The sequence below is a fragment of the Pseudomonas sp. BIOMIG1BAC genome (genome assembly GCF_001705995.2).
Lineage (GTDB): Bacteria > Pseudomonadota > Gammaproteobacteria > Pseudomonadales > Pseudomonadaceae > Aquipseudomonas > Aquipseudomonas sessilinigenes.
In genome coordinates this window covers 1,237,491-1,258,239 of record NZ_CP049045.1, presented here as the reverse complement: position 1 = coordinate 1,258,239, position 20,749 = coordinate 1,237,491, and the positions used below count along the sequence as shown (strand labels likewise).

The 20,749-nt window shown below is 60.2% G+C and carries 16 protein-coding genes; 7 read left to right on the top strand and 9 right to left on the bottom strand.

All coding sequences use genetic code 11. The features are described 5' to 3' along the window. Nucleotides 1-365: 365 nt before the first annotated feature. The 4 genes from ATY02_RS05675 to ATY02_RS05660 all read left to right on the top strand — a co-directional run bounded on the left by ATY02_RS05675 (nt 366) and on the right by ATY02_RS05660 (nt 5,525). Entirely contained in the window at nt 366-902 is a 537-nt protein-coding gene (locus ATY02_RS05675; protein ID WP_068584251.1) for a fimbrial protein, read from the top strand. 166 nt (nt 903-1,068) lie between these two features. Then, the gene (locus tag ATY02_RS05670) at nt 1,069-1,851 is read left to right on the top strand and encodes a molecular chaperone (protein WP_164823627.1); all 783 of its coding nucleotides are present in this window, start codon (nt 1,069-1,071) and stop codon (nt 1,849-1,851) included. A 20-nt stretch (nt 1,852-1,871) separates the two neighbouring features. Then, nucleotides 1,872-4,445: a fimbria/pilus outer membrane usher protein gene (locus ATY02_RS05665; RefSeq protein WP_083235804.1), complete on the top strand. Its 2,574-nt coding sequence runs from the start codon at nt 1,872-1,874 to the stop codon at nt 4,443-4,445. A gap of 210 nt (nt 4,446-4,655) precedes the next feature. Then, nucleotides 4,656-5,525, top strand: a complete 870-nt coding sequence (locus ATY02_RS05660; protein ID WP_164823626.1) for a fimbrial protein — start codon at nt 4,656-4,658, stop codon at nt 5,523-5,525. A 67-nt stretch (nt 5,526-5,592) separates the two neighbouring features. Here ATY02_RS05660 and pmbA read toward each other — a convergent pair whose 3' ends face one another. Continuing rightward, entirely contained in the window at nt 5,593-6,939 is a 1,347-nt protein-coding gene (gene pmbA, locus ATY02_RS05655) for a metalloprotease PmbA (RefSeq protein ID WP_068575796.1), read from the bottom strand. 108 nt (nt 6,940-7,047) lie between these two features. Between pmbA and yjgA the strand changes: the two genes are divergently transcribed. After that, nucleotides 7,048-7,569 (top strand): ribosome biogenesis factor YjgA, encoded by a 522-nt coding sequence (yjgA, locus tag ATY02_RS05650; protein WP_068575794.1) that lies wholly within the window; start codon nt 7,048-7,050, stop codon nt 7,567-7,569. A gap of 52 nt (nt 7,570-7,621) precedes the next feature. On the opposite strand, the gene tldD is transcribed toward yjgA, so the two are convergent. The 8 genes from tldD to mreB all read right to left on the bottom strand — a co-directional run bounded on the left by tldD (nt 7,622) and on the right by mreB (nt 18,775). Then, nucleotides 7,622-9,064: a metalloprotease TldD gene (gene tldD, locus ATY02_RS05645; RefSeq protein WP_068575792.1), complete on the bottom strand. Its 1,443-nt coding sequence runs from the start codon at nt 9,062-9,064 to the stop codon at nt 7,622-7,624. A 26-nt stretch (nt 9,065-9,090) separates the two neighbouring features. Next, nucleotides 9,091-9,930: a carbon-nitrogen hydrolase family protein gene (locus tag ATY02_RS05640; RefSeq protein WP_068575790.1), complete on the bottom strand. Its 840-nt coding sequence runs from the start codon at nt 9,928-9,930 to the stop codon at nt 9,091-9,093. A gap of 58 nt (nt 9,931-9,988) precedes the next feature. Beyond that, nucleotides 9,989-13,792: a YhdP family protein gene (locus ATY02_RS05635; RefSeq protein WP_068575789.1), complete on the bottom strand. Its 3,804-nt coding sequence runs from the start codon at nt 13,790-13,792 to the stop codon at nt 9,989-9,991. A gap of 75 nt (nt 13,793-13,867) precedes the next feature. Beyond that, nucleotides 13,868-15,325 carry a ribonuclease G gene (gene rng / locus ATY02_RS05630; protein ID WP_068575787.1) on the bottom strand — a complete coding sequence of 486 codons (1,458 nt, stop codon included), beginning with the start codon at nt 15,323-15,325 and terminating at the stop codon, nt 13,868-13,870. A gap of 56 nt (nt 15,326-15,381) precedes the next feature. Continuing rightward, on the bottom strand, nt 15,382-15,978 hold the full coding sequence (locus ATY02_RS05625) for a Maf family protein (RefSeq protein ID WP_068575784.1): 597 nt from the start codon (nt 15,976-15,978) through the stop codon (nt 15,382-15,384). A gap of 43 nt (nt 15,979-16,021) precedes the next feature. Next, nucleotides 16,022-16,513: a rod shape-determining protein MreD gene (gene mreD / locus ATY02_RS05620; RefSeq protein WP_068575782.1), complete on the bottom strand. Its 492-nt coding sequence runs from the start codon at nt 16,511-16,513 to the stop codon at nt 16,022-16,024. Beyond that, nucleotides 16,513-17,595: a rod shape-determining protein MreC gene (gene mreC / locus ATY02_RS05615; protein WP_083235801.1), complete on the bottom strand. Its 1,083-nt coding sequence runs from the start codon at nt 17,593-17,595 to the stop codon at nt 16,513-16,515. The genes mreD and mreC overlap by 1 nt, the downstream gene beginning before the upstream one ends. A 142-nt stretch (nt 17,596-17,737) precedes the next feature. Beyond that, the gene (mreB, locus tag ATY02_RS05610) at nt 17,738-18,775 is read right to left on the bottom strand and encodes a rod shape-determining protein MreB (protein WP_068575778.1); all 1,038 of its coding nucleotides are present in this window, start codon (nt 18,773-18,775) and stop codon (nt 17,738-17,740) included. 211 nt (nt 18,776-18,986) lie between these two features. Here mreB and gatC point away from each other — a divergent pair, with 211 nt between their 5' ends. After that, complete coding sequence (gene gatC, locus ATY02_RS05605) at nt 18,987-19,274, top strand: Asp-tRNA(Asn)/Glu-tRNA(Gln) amidotransferase subunit GatC (protein WP_022642307.1); 288 nt, start codon at nt 18,987-18,989, stop codon at nt 19,272-19,274. Between the two features lie 16 nt (nt 19,275-19,290). Further along, on the top strand, nt 19,291-20,742 hold the full coding sequence (gatA, locus tag ATY02_RS05600) for an Asp-tRNA(Asn)/Glu-tRNA(Gln) amidotransferase subunit GatA (protein WP_068575776.1): 1,452 nt from the start codon (nt 19,291-19,293) through the stop codon (nt 20,740-20,742). The last annotated feature ends 7 nt before the right edge of the window (nt 20,743-20,749 follow it).

Below are 20,749 nucleotides of genomic sequence, written 5' to 3'. Positions count from 1 at the left end.
ACCTCTGGCTCGATGAATTTTGATGCGCGACGCAAAAGTTCAACCTGAGTTTGCTGTGAAACATCCGCTTTAGTTTTGCCCTACGTTGCTTACAGCCTTTCGAGGAAAGTTCTACTCAAACATAAAGAATCGCCTCATATCGATAAAACAATAAAACATCGATTCTCTCACCGCATCCAGACAGGCAATTTAAAACACACTAAAAGTCCAGCCCCATCCATTACCAAATCAAAACTAAAAATACATTTAAGTCCCTGCCTACAGAATCATTCCCACCAACGAAAACAAGCCATTTCCCAGGAGAAGTACACGCCATAGAACTTACCCTTCAAACCCACCCAAGAACTTAATACGTCGAGAAAAAAATGAAGAAGCTCCTTATCACCAAACTTTCCGCCACCGCAGTCATTGCTCTCTTGTCACAAACAGCCTTTGCTGCCGACGGAACGATCAACTTCTTTGGAGAAATCGTCGATGCCCCATGCTCGATCTCTCCCAACAGCCAAGTCATGACTGTTCCACTAGGCAAAGTTTCACGTACTACCCTGGATGGCGGTGCGGGTAAGAAAGCCACACCAGCACGCTTCAACATTGAGCTGCTGAATTGCGGCGCAAGTGCCAAAGGGGCGACACTGACCTTTAACGGCACCACCGATACGACCGTAACAGACAATCTGCGCGTTGGCGTCGGTGAAACGGCAGGCGGGGCAGCCACTGGTGTAGCGATAGAACTCGGTGACTCCGCTGGCACCAAAATCCCGGTAGGTTCCGAATCGACCCAATACACCCTGGTCCAGGGTGACAACCCCCTGAAGTTCCAAGCGGTCTATGTTTCCACTGCCGACAAAGTAACGGTCGGTACTGGTAACGCAACGGCGCAGTTCACAGTTAACTACAAGTAATACCGTATTCGCCCAGTTGTCTCGCAGACGACTGGGCGATTTTTTTGCGTATTAACAAGTACATACTTTCGCCAGATCGCTTTAACAAGTGGATATATAGCAACCCAGGAACCTTAACTCCTGCGATGACGCGTGTTTGGCGGCCAGCAACTATCGGGATAGATTCATGCTGAACAAGAATGGCTTGAGATTGGCCAACAAACTTTTATTGGGTGCCAGCTTAGTAGTTTGTGCAGCAGCACCTGTTTTCGCAAGCGTGACGCTTGGCGGTACACGAGTGATTCTCGGCGAGCAGGATCGAGAAGCCTCCATTCCGGTAAAGAACGCTGGTCGAGCACCCTATGTGATACAGGCATGGATCGATGCCGGCGAAGGAAAGACCAAGACTCCATTCGTAGTCACCCCTCCGCTGTCACGCCTTGATCCAGGAATGGAGAACATTCTACGGATCATGCGGATCTCAAATAACCTGCCAACCGATCGAGAGTCCGTATTCTGGTTGAACGTCAAGGAAATTCCAGAAAAAGCAAAGGAAGACAACGTTCTTCAAATTGCAATGCGCACACGTATCAAATTGTTCTACCGACCATCAGCACTAGAAGGAAAACCTGCAGAATCACGCCATCAATTAAAGTGGGCAGTCATTCCCGGGAATAGCAGCACTGGCTCAGTACTTAAAATAGAAAACCCGACCCCTTATTACATTACATTCACCAGTTTTAAGATCAATCAGGGGCAGCAGGAAATCAATGCGCAGATGGTGCCACCCAAAGGGGAGTCTGTTTATTCATTAAGTTCCGTAAACATACAAAAAGACATCGACGTCAGATTTACCACCATTAATGACTATGGAGGAGAAACACCCGAAGAGCGGGCAACAGTACCTGTTGCAGTCCATCCGATTGTCCTACCACTAGAGCCGGTCACGACACTGACCGTTAAACAATGACGGCTTGCAAGGTCATGGCGATGACCTCTTATCTCAGCCCTTGCTCCTCACGCACGGTGGGATTGCCGCTATGTGCCCTCGTCGTCGCAATGGCCAGCCAAGGTGCATTCGGCAAGAATCAGGCAGGAACTGTATTCAACGAACAGTTCCTCAACATCGGTGGCGACCAGCCAAGTGCCGACCTGTCGGTGTTCTCGTTTGGCAACCGCGTCCTACCGGGCACCTACACCGTGGATACGGTGCTCAACGACAGCAACATCGGGCAAAACGAAGTGCGCTTCAACAAACAGGCGGACGACGCACAAGATGCGACGCCTTGCCTGACGCCAGCCCTGCTCGACGGTTGGGGCGTGAAGACGAGTGTCTTCCCCGCATTGGCAAACAGCTCGCCAGAGACCTGCGTTGATCTGGACAAGGTCATTGCACAAGCCACTGTAAGTTACGACGCAGGTAACCAGCGTCTTTTCCTGAGCATCCCGCAAGCAGCCCTCAAGCGCTCTGCACGCGGTGCCATCAGCCCGGATCGCTGGGACAAAGGCATCAATGCGGCCATGTTGGATTATCAGCTCAGCTTCTCGCGCTACGACGGTAACAACCTGCGCGGAAATACAGTGAGCCCTGTGCAGCAAAATGTTTTCGACAATACATCGGCGCCTAACAAGTTGGAGCGCGATACTTACTTCGGCGGATTGCGTGGCGGCTTCAACATAGATGATTGGCGCTTCCGGCATTTCTCGACTTATAACCGCAGCCTGGATGGGCAGGGTCGCTGGCAAGCCATCAATACCTATTTGCAACGTGATATCGCATCAATTCGCGGTCAGTTGCTCATTGGCGACGGCAACACACCCGGCAACTTCTTTGACAGTGTGCAGTTTCGTGGCGTGCAGGTTAGTTCCGATGACGCGATGCTGCCGGACAGTCAACAGGGGTACGCGCCGACCATCCGAGGCGTGGCACAAACCAATGCGCGGGTAGAAGTACGCCAGAACGGCTACCTCATCTACAGCACCTATGTCGCCCCCGGGCCTTTCGTCCTGGACGACCTCTACCCTACTTCGTCGAGTGGTGACCTCGAAGTCATCATCACTGAATCCGATGGGCGCGAAACGCGTTATGCACAGGCATTTTCCGCCGTGCCAACACTGTTACGCGAAGGCACCTGGCGCTACAGCGCCACAGCTGGCCAGTATCGTAGTGGCTACGGGTCATCGCGAGGCAAAGAACGCCCGTCTCTCGTACAGGGCACTCTGGCCCGCGGCCTGGCACAGGACTTCTCGATCTATGGTGGGACCATCCTCGCGGATAAATATCAATCCGCATTGTCTGGGGTAGGTAAGAACCTGAGCAGTTTCGGCGCACTCTCGCTCGACATCTCCCATGCCCGCACTACTGACCGAGATGACCAAACGTTCAACGGCCAGTCGTTGCGTTTTTTGTACGCCAAGACGTTCGAGAAGACCAATACCAACTTCCGCGTGGCCGGCTATCGATATTCCACCAGTGACTACCGCACGCTCCAGGAAGCGGTTCAGATGCAGGATATGCTGGATAGGCGCCCCTTCAACAACCGTCGCAACGAATTGCGCTTTGAACTGGCGCAATCGCTGGGCCAATGGGGAACGCTTCACACCTCGGCTCGCCAGCAGAGCTATTGGAACAGCAACTCCAGGGATCGCCTGGTCCAGATCGGTTACTCCGGCTCCTACCAGAAGCTGAACTTCAACCTGTTCTATAACCACAGTACCAACCTGGACGCTGCCTCCAATCGCCAGCTCATGCTGACGCTGTCCCTTCCACTGGGCGATACACGTGCCAGCGCGCAGTACATGGTGATGAAGGACAACAACGACCAGCTCGTCCAGCAGGCGAGCGTGTACGGCTCGGCCCTTGACGATAATCGCCTGACCTACAACGTGACGGGCGACGACTCGAATCAATCGGGCACCAGCAGTAGCGCGAACATGAGCTACCTCTCATCCATTGGCCGCCTTGACCTTGGACGCTCGCAAGGCCGTGGCTACGGCCAGACCACCGTAGGCATGGCCGGAGGTGTGCTGGTGCATGGCGATGGCCTGACTCTTTCCCAGCCACTGGGTGAGACCATTGCATTGGCCCAGGCCCCCAAGGCCAATGATGTCGGCTTCGAGATCCGCCCTGGCGTGCGTACCGACAAATCCGGTGATGCCGTGATTCCCAACCTGAGCCCATACCGAGCCAACCGCCTGGCACTGCTGACCGGCGATTTGGGCGACGAGGTAGAAGTCAAGAACGCGGCCCTGGACGTAGTACCGACCCGAGGTGCCGTGGTGAAGGCCAAGTTCGCTACATCGGTCGGCTACCGCCTGATGATGACACTGACAAACAAGGACGGCTCGCCGTTGCCATTCGGTTCCAAGATCGAGAATGAACTCGGGCAGGAAGTTGGCATTGTCGGTCCAGAGGGACAGGCCTTTGTTACCGGTGCGGGCGAGAAAGGAAAGTTAAGGGTGGTGTGGGGTCGCAGCGAAACAGACCAGTGCACGTTGTCATATCAACTACCTAAAGAAAAGAGCCCATTACCCATTCGTGAGTTGAAAGGACAATGTGGCTAACCGCCTCCTGCTATTAAACGATACAAAATCTTCAGCATTAATTTCGTTAAAATCGATTTATAAAACCCACACCAAGGAATGACGTTGATGACTAGATTACTCCCTAGGTGCTCAAGAATATTAGCCACTGCTTTATTGATTTTTATCGGGATATCCACCGCTAATGCGGAGTGCTATTTGGACCCAGCATGGACCATGAGAACCGTAATCATGGATATTGGCAGATTGAATGTTCCGCCCTCTGCCAGGGTAGGGGAGGTTTTATTAAAGAAAACCTTCAACCCTTTCACTTCATCCCAAACAGTATTCAGATGCGGCACACTTAGCTATATAACATTCAGGCTAACTAAAAACTACGGACTGGCTCCAGGCTTTCGGGATGTTTATACGACAGATATTCCTGGCATTGGAGTACGCCTTTCTTGGTTTACTCAAAGCATGCAACCAATACCCTATAGAATTACCGCGATGGCGGGCCACTGGCTCTACCATCCAGCTATTACGTCGAGCATCGAGATCATTAAAACCTCAAACCAAACCGGCTCTGGCTCATTAGCCGCAGGTGTATATGCTGAACAGTTCGGCAACGGTGATAACAAGGTTGCTGTGCGATTAATGCTGGGAGGCGGAACCTCGTCAGTCATCGTCACCCCCGCATGCAGCGTACCCGATGGTTCAAAATTTGTTTCAGTTCCACTAGGTAAAGTTCCTCAGTCCGCGTTCAATGGTGTGAACAGTACCGCCGGAGGAAGCAACTTTAAAATCCGCTTACAGTGCAACACCAACTCCAGCGCGGTCATCAGCACGGTCTACTTAAAATTCGATGCCAATAAAAAAGACCCCAACGGCAGGGATGGCGTTATCTTGCTGGATGTAAGCCAAGCAAGTGCAAAAGGCGTGGGAATTCAAATATCAGACGCCCAACAGATCCCCATCAGGTTTGGGCAGGATATTCTAGTTGGCTCGTCCACAGTCAACACATACGAGCTCAACTACACCGCAAAGTACATTCAAACACTCAGCTCAATTTCACCCGGTGAGGCAAAGGGCACAGCTTCCTTCACCATCGAATATAAATAGCCTGAGCCGGGCCGAATAAAAAACGCCACCTGCAAAGGTGGCGTTTGTTTATCGAGGCTTGCCGTAATCAACTACCAGCGACGGTCATGCGCTCGATCAGCACCGAGCCGGTGCGGATATTGCTGCGCAGCTCCAGGTCATTACCTACGGCCACGATCTGCTTGAACATATCCCGCAGGTTGCCGGCAATGGTCACTTCCTGCACCGGGAACTGGATTTCCCCATTCTCGACCCAGAACCCTGCGGCGCCACGGGAGTAATCCCCAGTGACCATGTTCAAGCCCTGCCCCATCAGCTCGGTGACCAACAGCCCGCGCCCCATGCGTCGCAGCAGGGCTGCCTGGTCTTCATCGCCATGGGTGACGAACAGGTTGTGCACCCCACCGGCGTTGGCGGTGCTTGGCATGCCCAGCTTGCGTCCCGAATAAGTGCCCAATACATAGGACACCAGCTCGCCATCCTTGACGAAGGGCTTGGCGTAGGTGGCCAGGCCATCACCGTCGAATGCCGAGCTGCCCATGGCACGCAGCAGGTGCGGGCGCTCATCGATAGTCAGCCATTGCGGGAACAACTGCTGGCCCAGGGCGCCCTCGAGGAACGACGACTTGCGATACAGGTTGCCGCCGGAAATCGCCCCCAGGAAGCTGCCGAACAAGCCGCCAGCCAGCTCGGCAGAAAACAGCACCGGTACTTCGCAGGTTGGTACCGGACGGGCGCCCAGGCGGCTGGCAGCACGTTGGGCCGCACGCTGGCCGATGCTCACCGGGTCCGCCAACAGTTGGCCCTGGCGATTGACGTCATACCAGTAGTCGCGCTGCATCTGGCCGTCGGCCTCGGCAATCATCACGCAACTCAGGCTGTGGCGGGTGGACGCGTAGCCACCAATAAAACCGTGGCTGTTGCCATACACCCGGCAGCCCTGGTGAGTGTTCAGCGTGGTGCCGTCGGCATTCTTGATCCGCGCATCCGCGGCGAACGCCGCTGCTTCGCAGGCCAGGGCCTGTTCGATCGCCTGCTCAGGGGTGATATCCCACGCATGGAACAAGTCGAAATCCATCAACTCACGGGCCATCAGGGACGCATCGGCCAAGCCCGAGGCTTCGTCTTCGGAGGTGTGCTTGGCAATTGCCAGGGCCGCGGCCACGGTTTCACGGATGGCGTCCGGGCCACTGGCGGAGGTACTGGCTGAGCCCTTGCGCTGGCCCACATAGAGGGTGATGCCAAAGCCCTGGTCGCGGTTGAACTCCACCGTCTCCACTTCCCGCTGGCGCACCGAGGTCGACAGGCCCTGCTCCAGGGATACCGCCACTTCACAGGCGCTGGCTCCCTGGCGTCTTGCTTCGGCGATGATCTGCTCGACCTGCTCCTGCAATGCCGGCAAAGCCTGTGGGCCGACGCTTTGTGCTGCACTCATGGTGTTCTCCACTCAAATTCTGCTTTCGATTAAGGCCGGCGAGCGACCGGGCCGGACAAGCGGCCCTCGACTGGTTATCATGGCGGCGTTTCTTTGCGGACTGCCACCATGGTTGATTCTTACGACGACTCCCTCGATGGGGAGAAAAGCAAATCCCAGGTCAAACGCGAGCTGCATGCTCTGGTTGATCTCGGCGAGCGCCTTACCACTCTCAAGCCCGACTTGCAGGCCAAACTGCCATTGACCGACGCTTTGCGCCGGGCCCTGGCGGAGGCGCCCAAGCATGTCGCCCATATCGCCCGTAAACGCCACTTGCAGTTCATTGGCAAGCTGATGCGGGACCAGGACATCGACGCCATCTTGCAGTTGCTCGATCAACTCGATGCCTCCACTCGCCAGTACAACGAACGCTTCCATAACCTGGAGCGTTGGCGCGACCGCCTGATCGGCGGCGGCGATGACGTACTGGACAAGTTCGTCAGCGAATACCCCGAGGCCGATCGCCAGCAACTGCGCTCGCTGATCCGCCAGGCCCAGCACGAGGTGGCCCATAACAAGCCACCCGCTACCAGCCGCAAGATCTTCAAGTACATCCGCGACGTGGACGAGACCCAGCGCGGCCTGCGCTGAGCCTTGCTGCGCAGGGGCTGCCCACGCAGCCCCTGCGCCGCTCGTCCTGCAATCACGCCCCCGTGCCGCCTACCGTGATCGCATCGATCTTCAGGGTCGGCTGGCCGACGCCTACCGGTACGGACTGCCCGTCCTTGCCACAGGTGCCGACGCCACTGTCCAGGGCCAGGTCATTACCCACCATCGACACCCGGCTCATGGCTTCCGGACCATTGCCGATCAAGGTCGCGCCCTTGACTGGAGCGGTGATCTTGCCGTCCTCGATCAGGTACGCCTCGCTGGTGGAGAACACGAACTTGCCGCTGGTGATGTCCACCTGGCCGCCCCCCAGGTTGGCGCAGTAGATGCCCTTCTTCACCGAGGCGATGATTTCCGCCGGATCGCTTTCGCCGCCCAGCATGTAGGTGTTGGTCATGCGCGGCATGGGCAAGTGGGCATAAGACTCACGACGACCATTGCCGGTACGCGCCACGCCCATCAGGCGGGCATTGAGCTTGTCTTGCATATAGCCCTTGAGCACGCCGTTCTCGATCAAGGTGGTGCACTGGGTGGGAGTGCCCTCATCGTCCACGCTCAGCGAGCCACGACGCCCGGCCAGGGTACCGTCGTCGACGATGGTGCAGAGTTTGGAGGCGACCCTCTCGCCAATGCGTCCGCTATAGGCCGAGCTGCCCTTGCGGTTGAAGTCGCCTTCCAGGCCGTGCCCCACGGCTTCGTGCAATAGCACCCCGGACCAACCGGAGCCCAGCACCACCGGCAAGGTACCGGCTGGAGCCGGTACTGCTTCCAGATTGACCAGCGCCTGGCGCAGCGCCTCGCGAGCGTAACCCATGGCCCGGTCCTCGCTGAGGAAATAGCGGTAGTCGGTACGCCCGCCGCCGCCATGACCGCCGCGCTCGCGCCGGCCGTTCTGCTCGACGATGACGCTGACGTTGAAGCGCACCAAGGGCCGTACATCCGCCGCCAGGCCACCATCGGTGGAGGCCACCAGGATTCGCTCCCAGACCCCGGCCATGCTCACGCTGACCTGCTGGATACGTGGGTCCAGGGCCCGGGTCGCAGCGTCCACCCGCTTGAGCAGCTCGACCTTCTCGGCACGACTGATGACTTCCAGCGGATTGTCCGGGGCATACAGCTGCGCCACATCCTGGGCACTGAAAGCCTGCACCTTGCCGTTCTGCCCGGCCCGGGAAATCGAACGCGCAGCCCGCGCCGCCTGCCCGAGGGCTTCCAGGGTGATGGCGTTGCTGTAGGCGAACCCGGTCTTCTCACCGGACTGCGCGCGCACCCCGACCCCTTGGTCGAGGTTGAAGCTGCCTTCCTTGACGATCCCGTCCTCCAGGGACCAGGACTCGGAGATCTGTCCCTGGAAATACAGGTCGGCAGCATCGATGCCCGGACCGGCCAGATCGCCCAGCACGCCTTGCAGGCTTTCGATGGTCACGCCGCCAGGGGCTAGAAGGTGTTCACTGACTGAGGACAACAACCCGCTCATATGCTTTGGCCTTAAATTCGTCGTACTTATGCAAGCCGTTGAACGCCTTGCGAGAAAATGCGCCGGTGGCTGAACACCGGCATCCGCGTCCGGATGGACGCCTGTTCGCTGCTGTCACGCTCGGCCAGCAGCACGCCTTCACCCTGATCCTGCTCTGCCAACACCCGTCCCCAGGGATCGACGATAGCCGCATGCCCGTAGGTCTCGCGAGGACCGGGGTGGACCCCGCCCTGGGCCGCCGCCAGCACGTAGCACTGGGTCTCGATGGCCCGGGCGCGAATCAATACTTCCCAGTGGGCCGCCCCGGTCACGGCGGTAAAGGCCGAGGGCGCAGTGATCAGCTCCGCTCCGGCAGACCGAAGCTCGCTGTAGAGCTCGGGAAAGCGCAAGTCATAGCAGACCGTGAGCCCCAGGCGCCCCACTGGCGTGTCCGCCACCACCACCCGGTTGCCATGAGCATAGTCATCGGATTCGCGATAGCGCCCACGATTGTCCGCAACATCGACATCGAACAGGTGCAGCTTGTCGTAGCGCGCGACCACCTGCCCCTGGTCATCCACCAGCAACGAGCACGCATTGGACTTGGCTTCGGGCTGATCCTTTGGCGGCAGTGGCAGGGTACCGGCAACTATCCATAACTTGAGGTCGCGGGCGGCCTGTTTCAACCAGGGCAGGATCGGCCCCTCACCCAGCGCCTCGGCGCGACCGATGGCCGCCATGTCCCGGCGGCCCATGGCGGCGAAGTTTTCCGGCAGCACCGCCAGCTTCGCACCACCGGCGCCGGCTTGCTCCAACAGGCGGCGAGCCTGTGCCAGATTGGCCAGCACATCGCTCTGGCTGACCATTTGAATCACCGCAAGAGACATGGCGAACTCCGTGTTGGGTAGGTCGCCATGCTACTCCATGGACATGGAACGAGGATTCTCAAAATGGCTTGTCGAAGGTGATTTTCGGCTCTTTCCACGGGCCCTTGACGTTGTACTTGACGCTGGCGAAACGGGCCACGCGGTCACCGATCAGCTTGTCGATCAGGAACAACGCCCCGCCCACCGCCGGCGCTCCGACGATCAGCGCGGCAATCGGCAGGTTGTTGGTCACCGGCAAGGTCACCAGCAGCTTGGCGTCTACCCGGTCGGCCACCATGTCCAGTGTGCCGTTGAGCTCCAGGTTGCTCGATGGGCCGGTGAGCGTGATCGGCTCGCGGGTGACATACACACCATTGCTCGCCGCCAGTACTCCGCGTACCCGGTCATAGCTCAGGCCCTTGCCGAACAGGTCGGAAAAGTCCAGGCGCAAGCGCCGGCCAATGGAGTTGAAGTTGAGCAGGCCGAACACTCGCAATGCCTGGGCACCGCCCTCGACCTCGACGAACTGGCCCTTGTTCAACGTGGCGTCCAGGCTGCCGGAGAAACGCTTGAGGCCCACCCAGGCCGGTGAGCCGGGCCAACGGCCATCGACGTCCAGATGGAAGTCTTCACTGGTCACCGTGGGTGCAAAGCCCCAGCCCTTGAGCACATCGGCCAGGTTCTTGCCGCCAATGCGGCCCCGGTACCAACTGGTGCTGGCACCCGCCTGGCCTTCCCAGCCCCCTTCACCCTCGAGCAGCATGCCCTTGAGGCCAAGGTTCAGGCCGCTGAACGTCATGCCCTTGGGCGTCGGCCGAACCTTGAGCGCCCAACGGCCAATCAGATCCGGCCCCTGGAACAGCTGGACAATGGAAATGTCCAGTGGCGGCACGTTCTTCGGGTCCACCGATGCCAACGGATCGGGTGCATTCTCATCGGCCTGTACCGTCGGGTCGACAGCCGGCAGGCGCACATACTGCATGTCGATGGCCATTGGCGCGGCCTTGGCGTCAGGAATGCCGACATTACCCTTGGCCTGCTGGCTATCGATCTGCAGCTCCCATGCCGAAGGCTTGCGGGTCAGCAGCAGGTTGACCTGATCCAGGGTGGTACCGAAGGCACTGAGCTTGCCGACCTTGAAGTCCGCGCTGCTGAGCAACTGCTTGGCGCTGCCTCCCGGGTCCTGGCTAGCGTAGCGATCGGCCAGGGCCTTCCAGGGCTCGACATCCAGTTCGGACAGCACGCCCCGCACCCGCAGCCCCTTGACGGTCGGTAACTGGGCTTCGCCGCCCCCCAGGAACAACTCGCCCCGGCCTTCGGCGAACTTGCCGCTGGGCGCGGCGAAGGTGAAGCCGGCCAGGTCGCCATAGCTGAACCAGTAGCGGCGCTCGGCGCCTTGCAGGGTCATGCGCAACACGCTGTTGCGCCCGGTACTGGCAGGCATGCCGAACGGCGCGGGCAAATCCACCGCAACGCCCTTGAGACTGGAACTGACCATCAGCTGGCTATCGGCGCCATCGAGGTTCAACTGCAACTGGAACGGCAACTCACCGGAGACCGGCAATGGCTGGCCTACCTTGAGCCAGTCGGTGAGTTTCTTGACCGTCACCTGCCCCTTGGCCACCACCCGGGTATTGGGCTTTCCAGGCCGGCCATCGGCAAAGATCTGCGCCGTCAGTGGCCTCTCGAAGGCCTGGGCACTGATGCCGTCGCCGCTCAGGCCTTTGCTGCTGTCAAAGCGAAAATCGCCCTTGAGCTGGGTCAGCTCCAGCTCTGGCTCACTGAGTTTGAGGCGGGCCTTGTCGGTCTTGAAATCCACCACGATCTTCGGCTCTTCGCCCTTGGCCAGTGGAATATCCAGATCCACCTGGCCACGCAGGTCACCCTCGCCCTGCCAACCGGCAAAGGTCGAGCCCGTACCGATGGGCGCGTCCTGGAGAATCTTCAGACCATCGCCAAGGCCCCCGGCGAAATCGCCGTCGATGTACATGTGGGAGCTCTGCCCCTCCGGCACATGGGGGATGTTGACGAAGACGTCGCGCACCTTGGTGTCCAGCAACTGCCCCTTGCTGGCGACGATGCGCACCCGGCTACCTTCGATGAACACATCGCCATCGACCTTGCTCAGGTGGGGCCAGCCCGGCTGGAAAGCCAGTTCGGCGTCATGCACCTTGAAGAACAGGCTGATGCTGCGAGCCGCCTCGATGGCGTCGTGGTTCAACGATCCCTGGTACTGGAAGAAGCCCTGGTCCACCGCGCCCTTGAGGATCGCCGTGCGCAGCCACTCGTCCACCGCTGGGTTGAGCACCTGGGGCAGGTACTTGGCGGTATAGCGCCCATCGCCATCCACCAGGCCGACCCGCAAGTCCATGTAGTCTTCCTGGTCATGCTCAAAGTGCAGGCGGATCAGGAAATCGCCGGCGATCTTGCCTTCCTCGCCCAGCACCTTCAGGTACGGCGCGATCAGGGTGAAGCCTTCCTTGTCGAGCTTCCAGGTCAGGGTGGCATTGGCTTGGATGTACTGCCAGGGCTTGGCGAAGATCGGATACAGGTGCAAGGAAAAATCCTTGCTGTCCATGCGCAACTCACCCTTGCCCAGGTTGCCGCTGATGCTGCCACTGACGTTACGGGCTGCGGGGGCACCGTGATAGGCATCGAAGCCCACCCGGTCGAGATTGGCGGCAAAGCTCAAGCGCTCGTCGCCCGTCACCTGGGGCCGATAGTCGAGCAATACGTTGCGCAAGCCACCGGTGACCTTGAGGTGATCAATGGCCGTAGCCAGGCCTTCGGGCAGTGGCGCCAGCGAATCGAGGATCGGGGTGATGGGGGTCAGGTCCAGGCGGTCAGCCTGGACATGCCATAGCTCCTCGCTCTGCGCGGTAGCGTTGCGCTGTTGCAACAACAAGCGTGACTCCCAGCGCGTTTGCCCAAAGTTCAGGGCCAGGGAGTCGAGTTGTACCTGCAGGCCCTCGGCGCTGCGCTGGAAGTAAGCGTTGAGGGCCAGGTTTTTCACGGTGGCCGGAGTGCGCTCGGCATAAGCGCCGGTCAGTTGCGGGGCATTCAGGCGCAGGGTCGCGCTTTGCACCGTGCCTTGGCCCCAACTTAGCCAGAGCTCGCCGCCCGCCTTGAGTTCGGACAGCTTCCATTGCTGGGTCAGGCCAGCCGGCAGCCAACGCGACCAGTCACTTTGCGGCAAGCTCAGGTAGAGATCAGCCTGGGCGTCCCGCCAGGCATCGGCGCGAATCCGACTACGCAGGTTCAAGGCCAAGGGCTGGCCATCCGGCAGGGTCAGCCGCAGGTCCAGGCGCTGGCGACTCGGGCCACTGCGCACATTCAGGCCGACGTAAGTCAGGGTCATGGGCGGATGCTTCTGCGGCGACAGGGTGACCTGGCTGTCCAGCACCGAGAGTTCCGCCACTTGCTGCAGGCGGGTCAGCAACTGGCCGGGGTCCATCGGCTCGTCCTGCTGCGTCGGCAAGCCTTCGAGCTGCCACTGGCCGTCCGGATTCTCCTTGAGGCTCAGGCTCAACCCGCTGAGTTCCAGGTGACCGACTCGCAGATCGCGGGCCAGCAGGCTGCCAAGCACGTCCGGCACTACGCTCACCCGATCCAGGCGCAGGGCATTGGCGCCCTCGCCCACCATCACATCATGGGCCAGCAGGATCGGCGAGAAACCGCTCCAGCGTCCTTCCAGGCTGCCGATATGTACGGGCAGGCCGACGGCGTCCTGGATCCGGGTCTCGACCTCGGCCTGGTACTCAGCCACCAACGGGGTCAGCTCCCGCCCCAGGCTGACATACAGGGCTGTCATCACCAGCGCCAACGCACAGAGGCCCAGCCCCCAGCGGGTCAGTGTGGTGAACAAGCGCATCAGCCGCTCCATTTCAGTTGGCTCCCATGGCAAAAGTCATGCAAAAAGCTGAAGCCAGCCGTTTCCAATCATGTAGAACACGCGGAATCAGAGCAGCACCACGTCGTATTGTTCCTGGGAATACATGGTTTCGACCTGGAACCTGATGGTTCGGCCGATGAAACCCTCCAATTCCGCAACATTGCCTGACTCTTCGTCCAGCAGTCGATCGACCACTTTCTGATTGGCCAGCACCCGATATCCTTCCGCCTGGTATGCCCGGGCCTCGCGAAGGATTTCACGGAATATTTCGTAACATACGGTTTCCGGAGTCTTCAACTTACCCCGCCCCTGGCAACTGCTGCAGGGCTCACAGAGCACCTGCTCCAGGCTTTCCCGAGTGCGCTTGCGGGTCATCTGCACCAGCCCAAGCTCGGTAATGCCAATGATGTTGGTCTTGGCATGATCGCGCTCCAGTTGCTTTTCCAGGGTCCGCAACACCTGGCGCTGGTGCTCCTCGTCCTCCATGTCGATGAAGTCGATGATGATGATCCCGCCCAGGTTGCGCAGGCGCAGTTGCCGAGCGATGGCGGTAGCCGCCTCCAGATTGGTCTTGAAGATAGTCTCTTCGAGATTGCGATGCCCGACGAAGGCCCCCGTGTTGACGTCGATGGTGGTCATCGCCTCGGCCGGGTCCACCACCAGGTAGCCTCCGGACTTGAGCGGCACCTTGCGTTCCAGGGCTTTCTGGATTTCGTCCTCGACCCCATACAGGTCGAAAATCGGGCGCTCGCCAGGATAATGCTCCAGGCGATCGGCGATCTCCGGCATCAACTCGGCAACGAACTGCGTGGTCTTCTGGAACGTTTCGCGAGAGTCGATGCGGATCTTCTCGATCTTCGGGCTCACCAGGTCGCGCAAGGTACGCAGGGCCAGGCCCAGGTCCTCGTAGATCACATTGGGCGCACCAATGGTCTTGATCTGCGTGCCGATCTGGTCCCACAGCCTGCGCAGGTAGCGGATGTCCATCAGGATTTCATCGGCTCCGGCGCCTTCGGCCGCGGTGCGCAGGATGAAGCCGCCTGCCTCCTGTATACCTTCCTGGGCCACGCAATCGCTGACCACCTGCTTGAGGCGTTCGCGCTCGGCTTCATCCTCGATCTTCAACGAAATACCGACATGGGCGGTGCGCGGCATGTACACCAGGTAGCGCGAGGGAATCGACAGCTGGGTGGTCAGGCGCGCGCCCTTGGTGCCGATGGGGTCCTTGGTGACTTGCACCACCAGGCTCTGCCCTTCGTGCACCAGGGCGCTGATGCTTTCCACCGCCGTCCCTTCACGGGTGGAGATTTCCGAGGCATGGATGAAAGCCGCGCGATCCAGGCCAATGTCGACGAAGGCCGCCTGCATACCCGGCAGGACCCGTACCACCTTGCCCTTGTAGATATTGCCGACGATGCCTCGGCGCTGGGTGCGCTCGACATGGACCTCTTGCAGCACTCCGTTTTCAACCACCGCCACCCGTGACTCCATCGGCGTGATGTTGATCAGAATCTCTTCGCTCATGGCAAGGTCTCGTTCGGACGTGTTCATGGAGGGCCGCATGGTTCGGGTTGAATGCCTTAGTGCGCTGGAATGTCTTGCCAGCAGGAAATGCCGAATTCACCGAGCAGTTCTGCGGTTTCGCATACCGGCAAGCCGACCACGGCGGAGTAACTCCCATTGAGCCCTGCCACAAACACCGCTGCAAGCCCCTGGATCGCATAACCGCCAGCTTTGTCCCGGGGTTCGCCGCTAGCCCAGTAGCGCGCCGCCTCCTGTTCGTCGATCGTTCTGAACCGCACCAGGCTGCTCACCACTCGCGACTGGCAACGCTCGCCATCGAGCAGGGCAACGGCCGTCAGCACCTCATGCTCACGCCCTGAAAGAGCCATCAGCATTGCCTGGGCATGGGCCTGGTCCAGCGGCTTGCCAAGGATCTGGCCATCCAGGACCACCGCAGTGTCGGCCCCCAGCACGCAGGCCGTGGGTTGACCGACCAGCAACGCGCGACCGGCTGCGGCCTTGCCCCGGGCCAGGCGCTCGACATAGGCAACGGGAGACTCATCGGCGAGCGGAGTCTCGTCGATGTCCGCGCCAATGACAGTGAATGGCACGCCGATCTGCGTGAGCAATTCACGCCGACGCGGCGAACCGGAAGCGAGGTAGAGCGGATTCATCAAGACATCTCCCTGTCGAGGTGCGGGCCAATGCCTGACCGGCTCAGTTGATCTTGAAACGTCGGCGCAGGCCGCGCAGGCCGAAACTGACCCATGGCCACAGCAAAGCGCTGACCAGGGCCGGGAGCACCACTGCCAGGGTAGGCTGGCGGTTGCCCGTCAGGGCGCTGAGCCATAGCTGCACCAGCTGGGCCAGGCCGAATATCACGAGGATCACCAGGCTCTGCTGCCACATGGGGAACATTCGCAGGCGCTGCTGCAAGGACAGCACCAGGAAGGTGATCAAGGTGAGGATCAGCGCGTTCTGACCCAGCAGGGTTCCGTAGAGCACATCCTCGAGCAACCCCAGGCACCAGGCGGTCGCCATCCCCACCTTGTGCGGCAGGGCCAAGGTCCAGAACGCCAGTAGCAGGGCCAGCCACAGCGGGCGCAGGATTTCCATGAACTGAGGCATCGGCGACACGCTGAGCAGGATGCCCACCAGGAACGTCAACCAAACGATCCAGCCATTACTCGAATAGGTCGTGCCCGCCATTATTCTCTTCCTCCGGTGGTGGCCGGTGCTGCCACCGGCGGCTTGGCGGCGGCCGGTTTCACAGGTTTATGAACCGGCCTGGCCGGGGCATGGGACGCAGGCTTGGCCGGGGCCGCCGGGGCTGCTTGAGCACTCGGCGCGGCGACTGGCGCAGCCACAGGCTTGGGCGCCGTGGCCGGTGCTGCGGGGGCGGTATTGCCTCCTTGCTGGTCCTGGGCCTCTTGGGCCTGGGCGGCATCATTGGCGCGCTCTTCGGCGGTGCGCGAGTCGCTGAAAACCAGCAGCAGGTAACGGCTGCGATTCAATGCGGCAGTGGGAATTGCACGGACGATAGCAAACGGCTGGCCCGAGTCGTGGATCACTTCCTTGACCGTGGCCACGGGATACCCGGCAGGAAAACGCTGCCCCAGGCCGGAACTGACCAACAGGTCGCCTTCCTTGATGTCGGCGGTATCGGCCACATGCCGCAGCTCCAGGCGCTCGGGGTTGCCAGTACCACTGGCAATGGCGCGCAAGCCATTGCGGTTCACCTGGACGGGAATGCTGTGGGTGGTATCGGTCAGCAGCAGCACGCGCGAGGTATAGGGCATCAACTCCACCACCTGGCCCATCAGGCCACGGGCGTCGAGCACCGGCTGGCCGAGGAACACGCCGTCACGCTCTCCCTTGTTGATCAGGATGCGGTGAGTGAAGGGATTGGGGTCCATGCCGATCAACTCGGCCACTTCGACCTTCTCGTTGACCAGTGCAGAGGAATTGAGCAGCTCACGCAGACGTACGTTCTGCTCGGTCAGGGCCGCAAGCTTCTGAAGGCGCCCCTGCAGCAGCAGGTTCTCGGTCTTGAGTTTTTCGTTCTCGGCGACCAGTTCAGTGCGGCTGCCAAATTGGCTGGCCACGCCTTGCCATAGCCGTTGCGGCAGATCGGTGATCCAGTAGGACTGCATCAGCACCAGCGACATCTGGCTACGCACCGGCTTGAGCAGCGTGAAGCGCGCGTCGACCACCATCAGTGTGATCGACAACACGACCAGCACCAACAGGCGCACGCCCAGTGAGGGGCCTTTGGCGAAAAGCGGTTTAATAAGCCGCTCCTCCCAGGCAAATGTTGTGTCTATTCATAAGGCGTCGAACCGGCCTGGATGCAGATTGACAGAAGATAAACGCCACAGGCAGCACTGCAAAGTGCTGCCTGTGAGCGCAACAGCATAGATGCCAACAGCGAAGTTATTCGCTGGAGAGCAGGTCCATGGTGTGTTTGTCCATCATTTCCAATGCACGGCCACCGCCACGCGCAACACAAGTCAGCGGATCTTCGGCGACGATCACCGGCAGGCCGGTTTCCTGGGCCAGCAGCTTATCCAGGTCACGCAGCAAGGCGCCACCACCGGTCAGCACCAGGCCACGCTCGGCGATATCCGACGCCAACTCTGGAGGCGATTGCTCCAGGGCGCTCTTCACTGCCTGAACGATGGCGGCCAGGGACTCCTGCAGAGCCTCCAGCACTTCATTGGAGTTCAGGGTAAAGGCACGTGGCACGCCTTCGGCCAGGTTACGGCCGCGCACGTCGACTTCACGCACTTCGCCACCTGGGTAGGCGGTGCCGATTTCCTGCTTGATGCGCTCGGCGGTGGATTCACCAATCAGGCTGCCGTAGTTGCGGCGTACGTAGGTGATGATGGCTTCGTCGAAACGGTCGCCGCCCACACGGACGGATTCGGCGTAGACCACACCGTTCAGGGAGATCAGGGCGATCTCGGTGGTACCACCGCCGATATCCACGACCATCGAGCCACGGGCTTCCTCGACCGGCAGGCCGGCACCGATAGCGGCGGACATCGGCTCTTCGATCAGGAACACTTCGCGAGCACCGGCGCCAAGGGCCGATTCACGGATGGCGCGACGTTCAACCTGGGTGGACTTGCATGGAACGCAGATCAGCACACGAGGGCTGGGCTGCAGGAAGCTGTTTTCATGAACCTTGTTGATGAAGTACTGCAACATCTTTTCACAGACGCTGAAGTCGGCGATCACGCCGTCCTTCATCGGACGAATGGCAGCAATGTTGCCCGGAGTACGACCGAGCATGCGCTTGGCTTCGGTACCAACCGCCACAACACTTTTCTGATTACCGTGGGTCCGGATGGCAACGACAGATGGCTCATTAAGGACAATACCGCGCTCGCGCACGTAAATAAGGGTGTTGGCAGTGCCCAGGTCAATGGAGAGATCACTGGAAAACATGCCACGCAGTTTCTTGAACATGGGAAAGGGACCCTAGGCAACGCGTGGGTAAAAAAGTGCGGCAAACTCTAACAACGACAGGGATTTTGGGCAAGGCGCCAATATGTTAAATTGGCCGCTTTTCTGTGCACCAAAGCCCACAATCGCGGCCGTAAGACCGTAGAACTGCGGTAGTGTTCCGACAATCTGACACGCGGACGATATCCGCTTTTGTTTTCCACTGGAGAATCCCATGGCGCTTGAACGCTCCGATGTGGAAAAAATCGCTCATTTGGCCAGCATCAAGCTCAATGAAGGCGATCTTCCACACATCACCTCCGCCCTGAACAGCATTCTGGGGCTGGTGGATGAAATGCAGGCAGTCGATACCGATGGTATCGAGCCCCTGGCCCACCCCCTGGAAGCCAGCCAGCGCCTGCGCGCAGACGTTGTGACCGAGTCCAATCATCGCGAGGCCTACCAGTCCATCGCGCCAGCGGTCGAAAACGGCCTGTACCTGGTTCCGAAAGTCATCGACTAAAGGGAAAGAGCCTGCAATGCACCACATGACCCTGGCCGAGATCGCCCGCGGACTCGCCGACAAGAAATTCTCCTCCGAAGAACTGACCCGGACCCTGCTGGCGCGCATCGCCCAGCTCGACCCGCAGATCAACAGCTTCATCAGCCTCACCGAAGACCTCGCGCTGGCCCAGGCCAAGGCCGCCGATGCCCGTCGCGCAAACGGTGAGAACGGTGCCCTGCTGGGCGCGCCGATCGCCCACAAGGACCTGTTCTGCACCCAGGGCATCCGCACCAGCTGTGGCTCGAAGATGCTCGACAACTTCAAGGCACCCTACGACGCCACCGTGGTCTCCAAGCTCGCCGCCGCCGGCACGGTGACCCTGGGCAAGACCAACATGGACGAATTCGCCATGGGTTCGGCCAACGAGTCGAGCTGGTATGGCGCGGTGAAGAACCCGTGGAACCTGGAGCACGTACCGGGCGGCTCGTCCGGTGGTTCCGCCGCTGCCGTGGCCGCGCGCCTGCTGCCCGCCGCCACCGCCACCGACACCGGTGGCTCGATCCGCCAGCCCGCAGCCTTCACCAACCTCACCGGCCTGAAGCCGACCTATGGTCGCGTGTCCCGCTGGGGCATGATCGCCTACGCCTCCAGCCTGGATCAGGGCGGCCCGCTGGCACGCACCGCCGAAGACTGCGCGATCCTGCTGCAAGGCATGGCCGGCTTCGACCCGAACGACTCCACCAGCATCGATGAACCGGTACCGGACTACAGCGCCGGCCTCAATGGCTCGTTGCAGGGCCTGCGCATCGGCGTGCCGAAGGAGTACTTCAGCGCCGGCCTCGACCCGCGCATCGCCGACCTGATCCACGCCAGCATCAAGGAGCTGGAGAAGCTCGGCGCGGTCATCAAGGAAATCAGCCTGCCGAACATGCAGCACGCGATTCCGGCGTACTACGTGATCGCCCCGGCGGAAGCCTCCTCCAACCTGTCGCGTTTCGACGGCGTGCGCTTCGGCTATCGCTGCGAGAACCCCAAGGACCTGGAAGACCTGTACACCCGCTCCCGTGGCGAAGGCTTCGGCAGCGAAGTACAGCGCCGGATCATGGTCGGTGCCTACGCGCTGTCCGCCGGCTACTACGACGCCTACTACCTCAAGGCGCAGAAGATCCGTCGCCTGGTGAAGAACGACTTCATGAACGCCTTCAACGAAGTCGACGTCATCCTCGGCCCGACTACGCCGAACCCGGCCTGGAAACTCGGCGCCAAGAACAGCGACCCGGTCGCTGCGTACCTGGAAGACGTGTACACCATCACCGCCAACCTCGCCGGTCTGCCGGGCCTGTCCATGCCGGCAGGTTTCGTCGATGGCCTGCCGGTAGGCGTGCAACTGCTTGCCCCGTATTTCCAGGAAGGCCGCTTGCTCAACGTTGCGCACCAGTACCAGTTGAACACCGACTGGCACACCCGCACCCCAACCGGCTTCTGAGGAGACA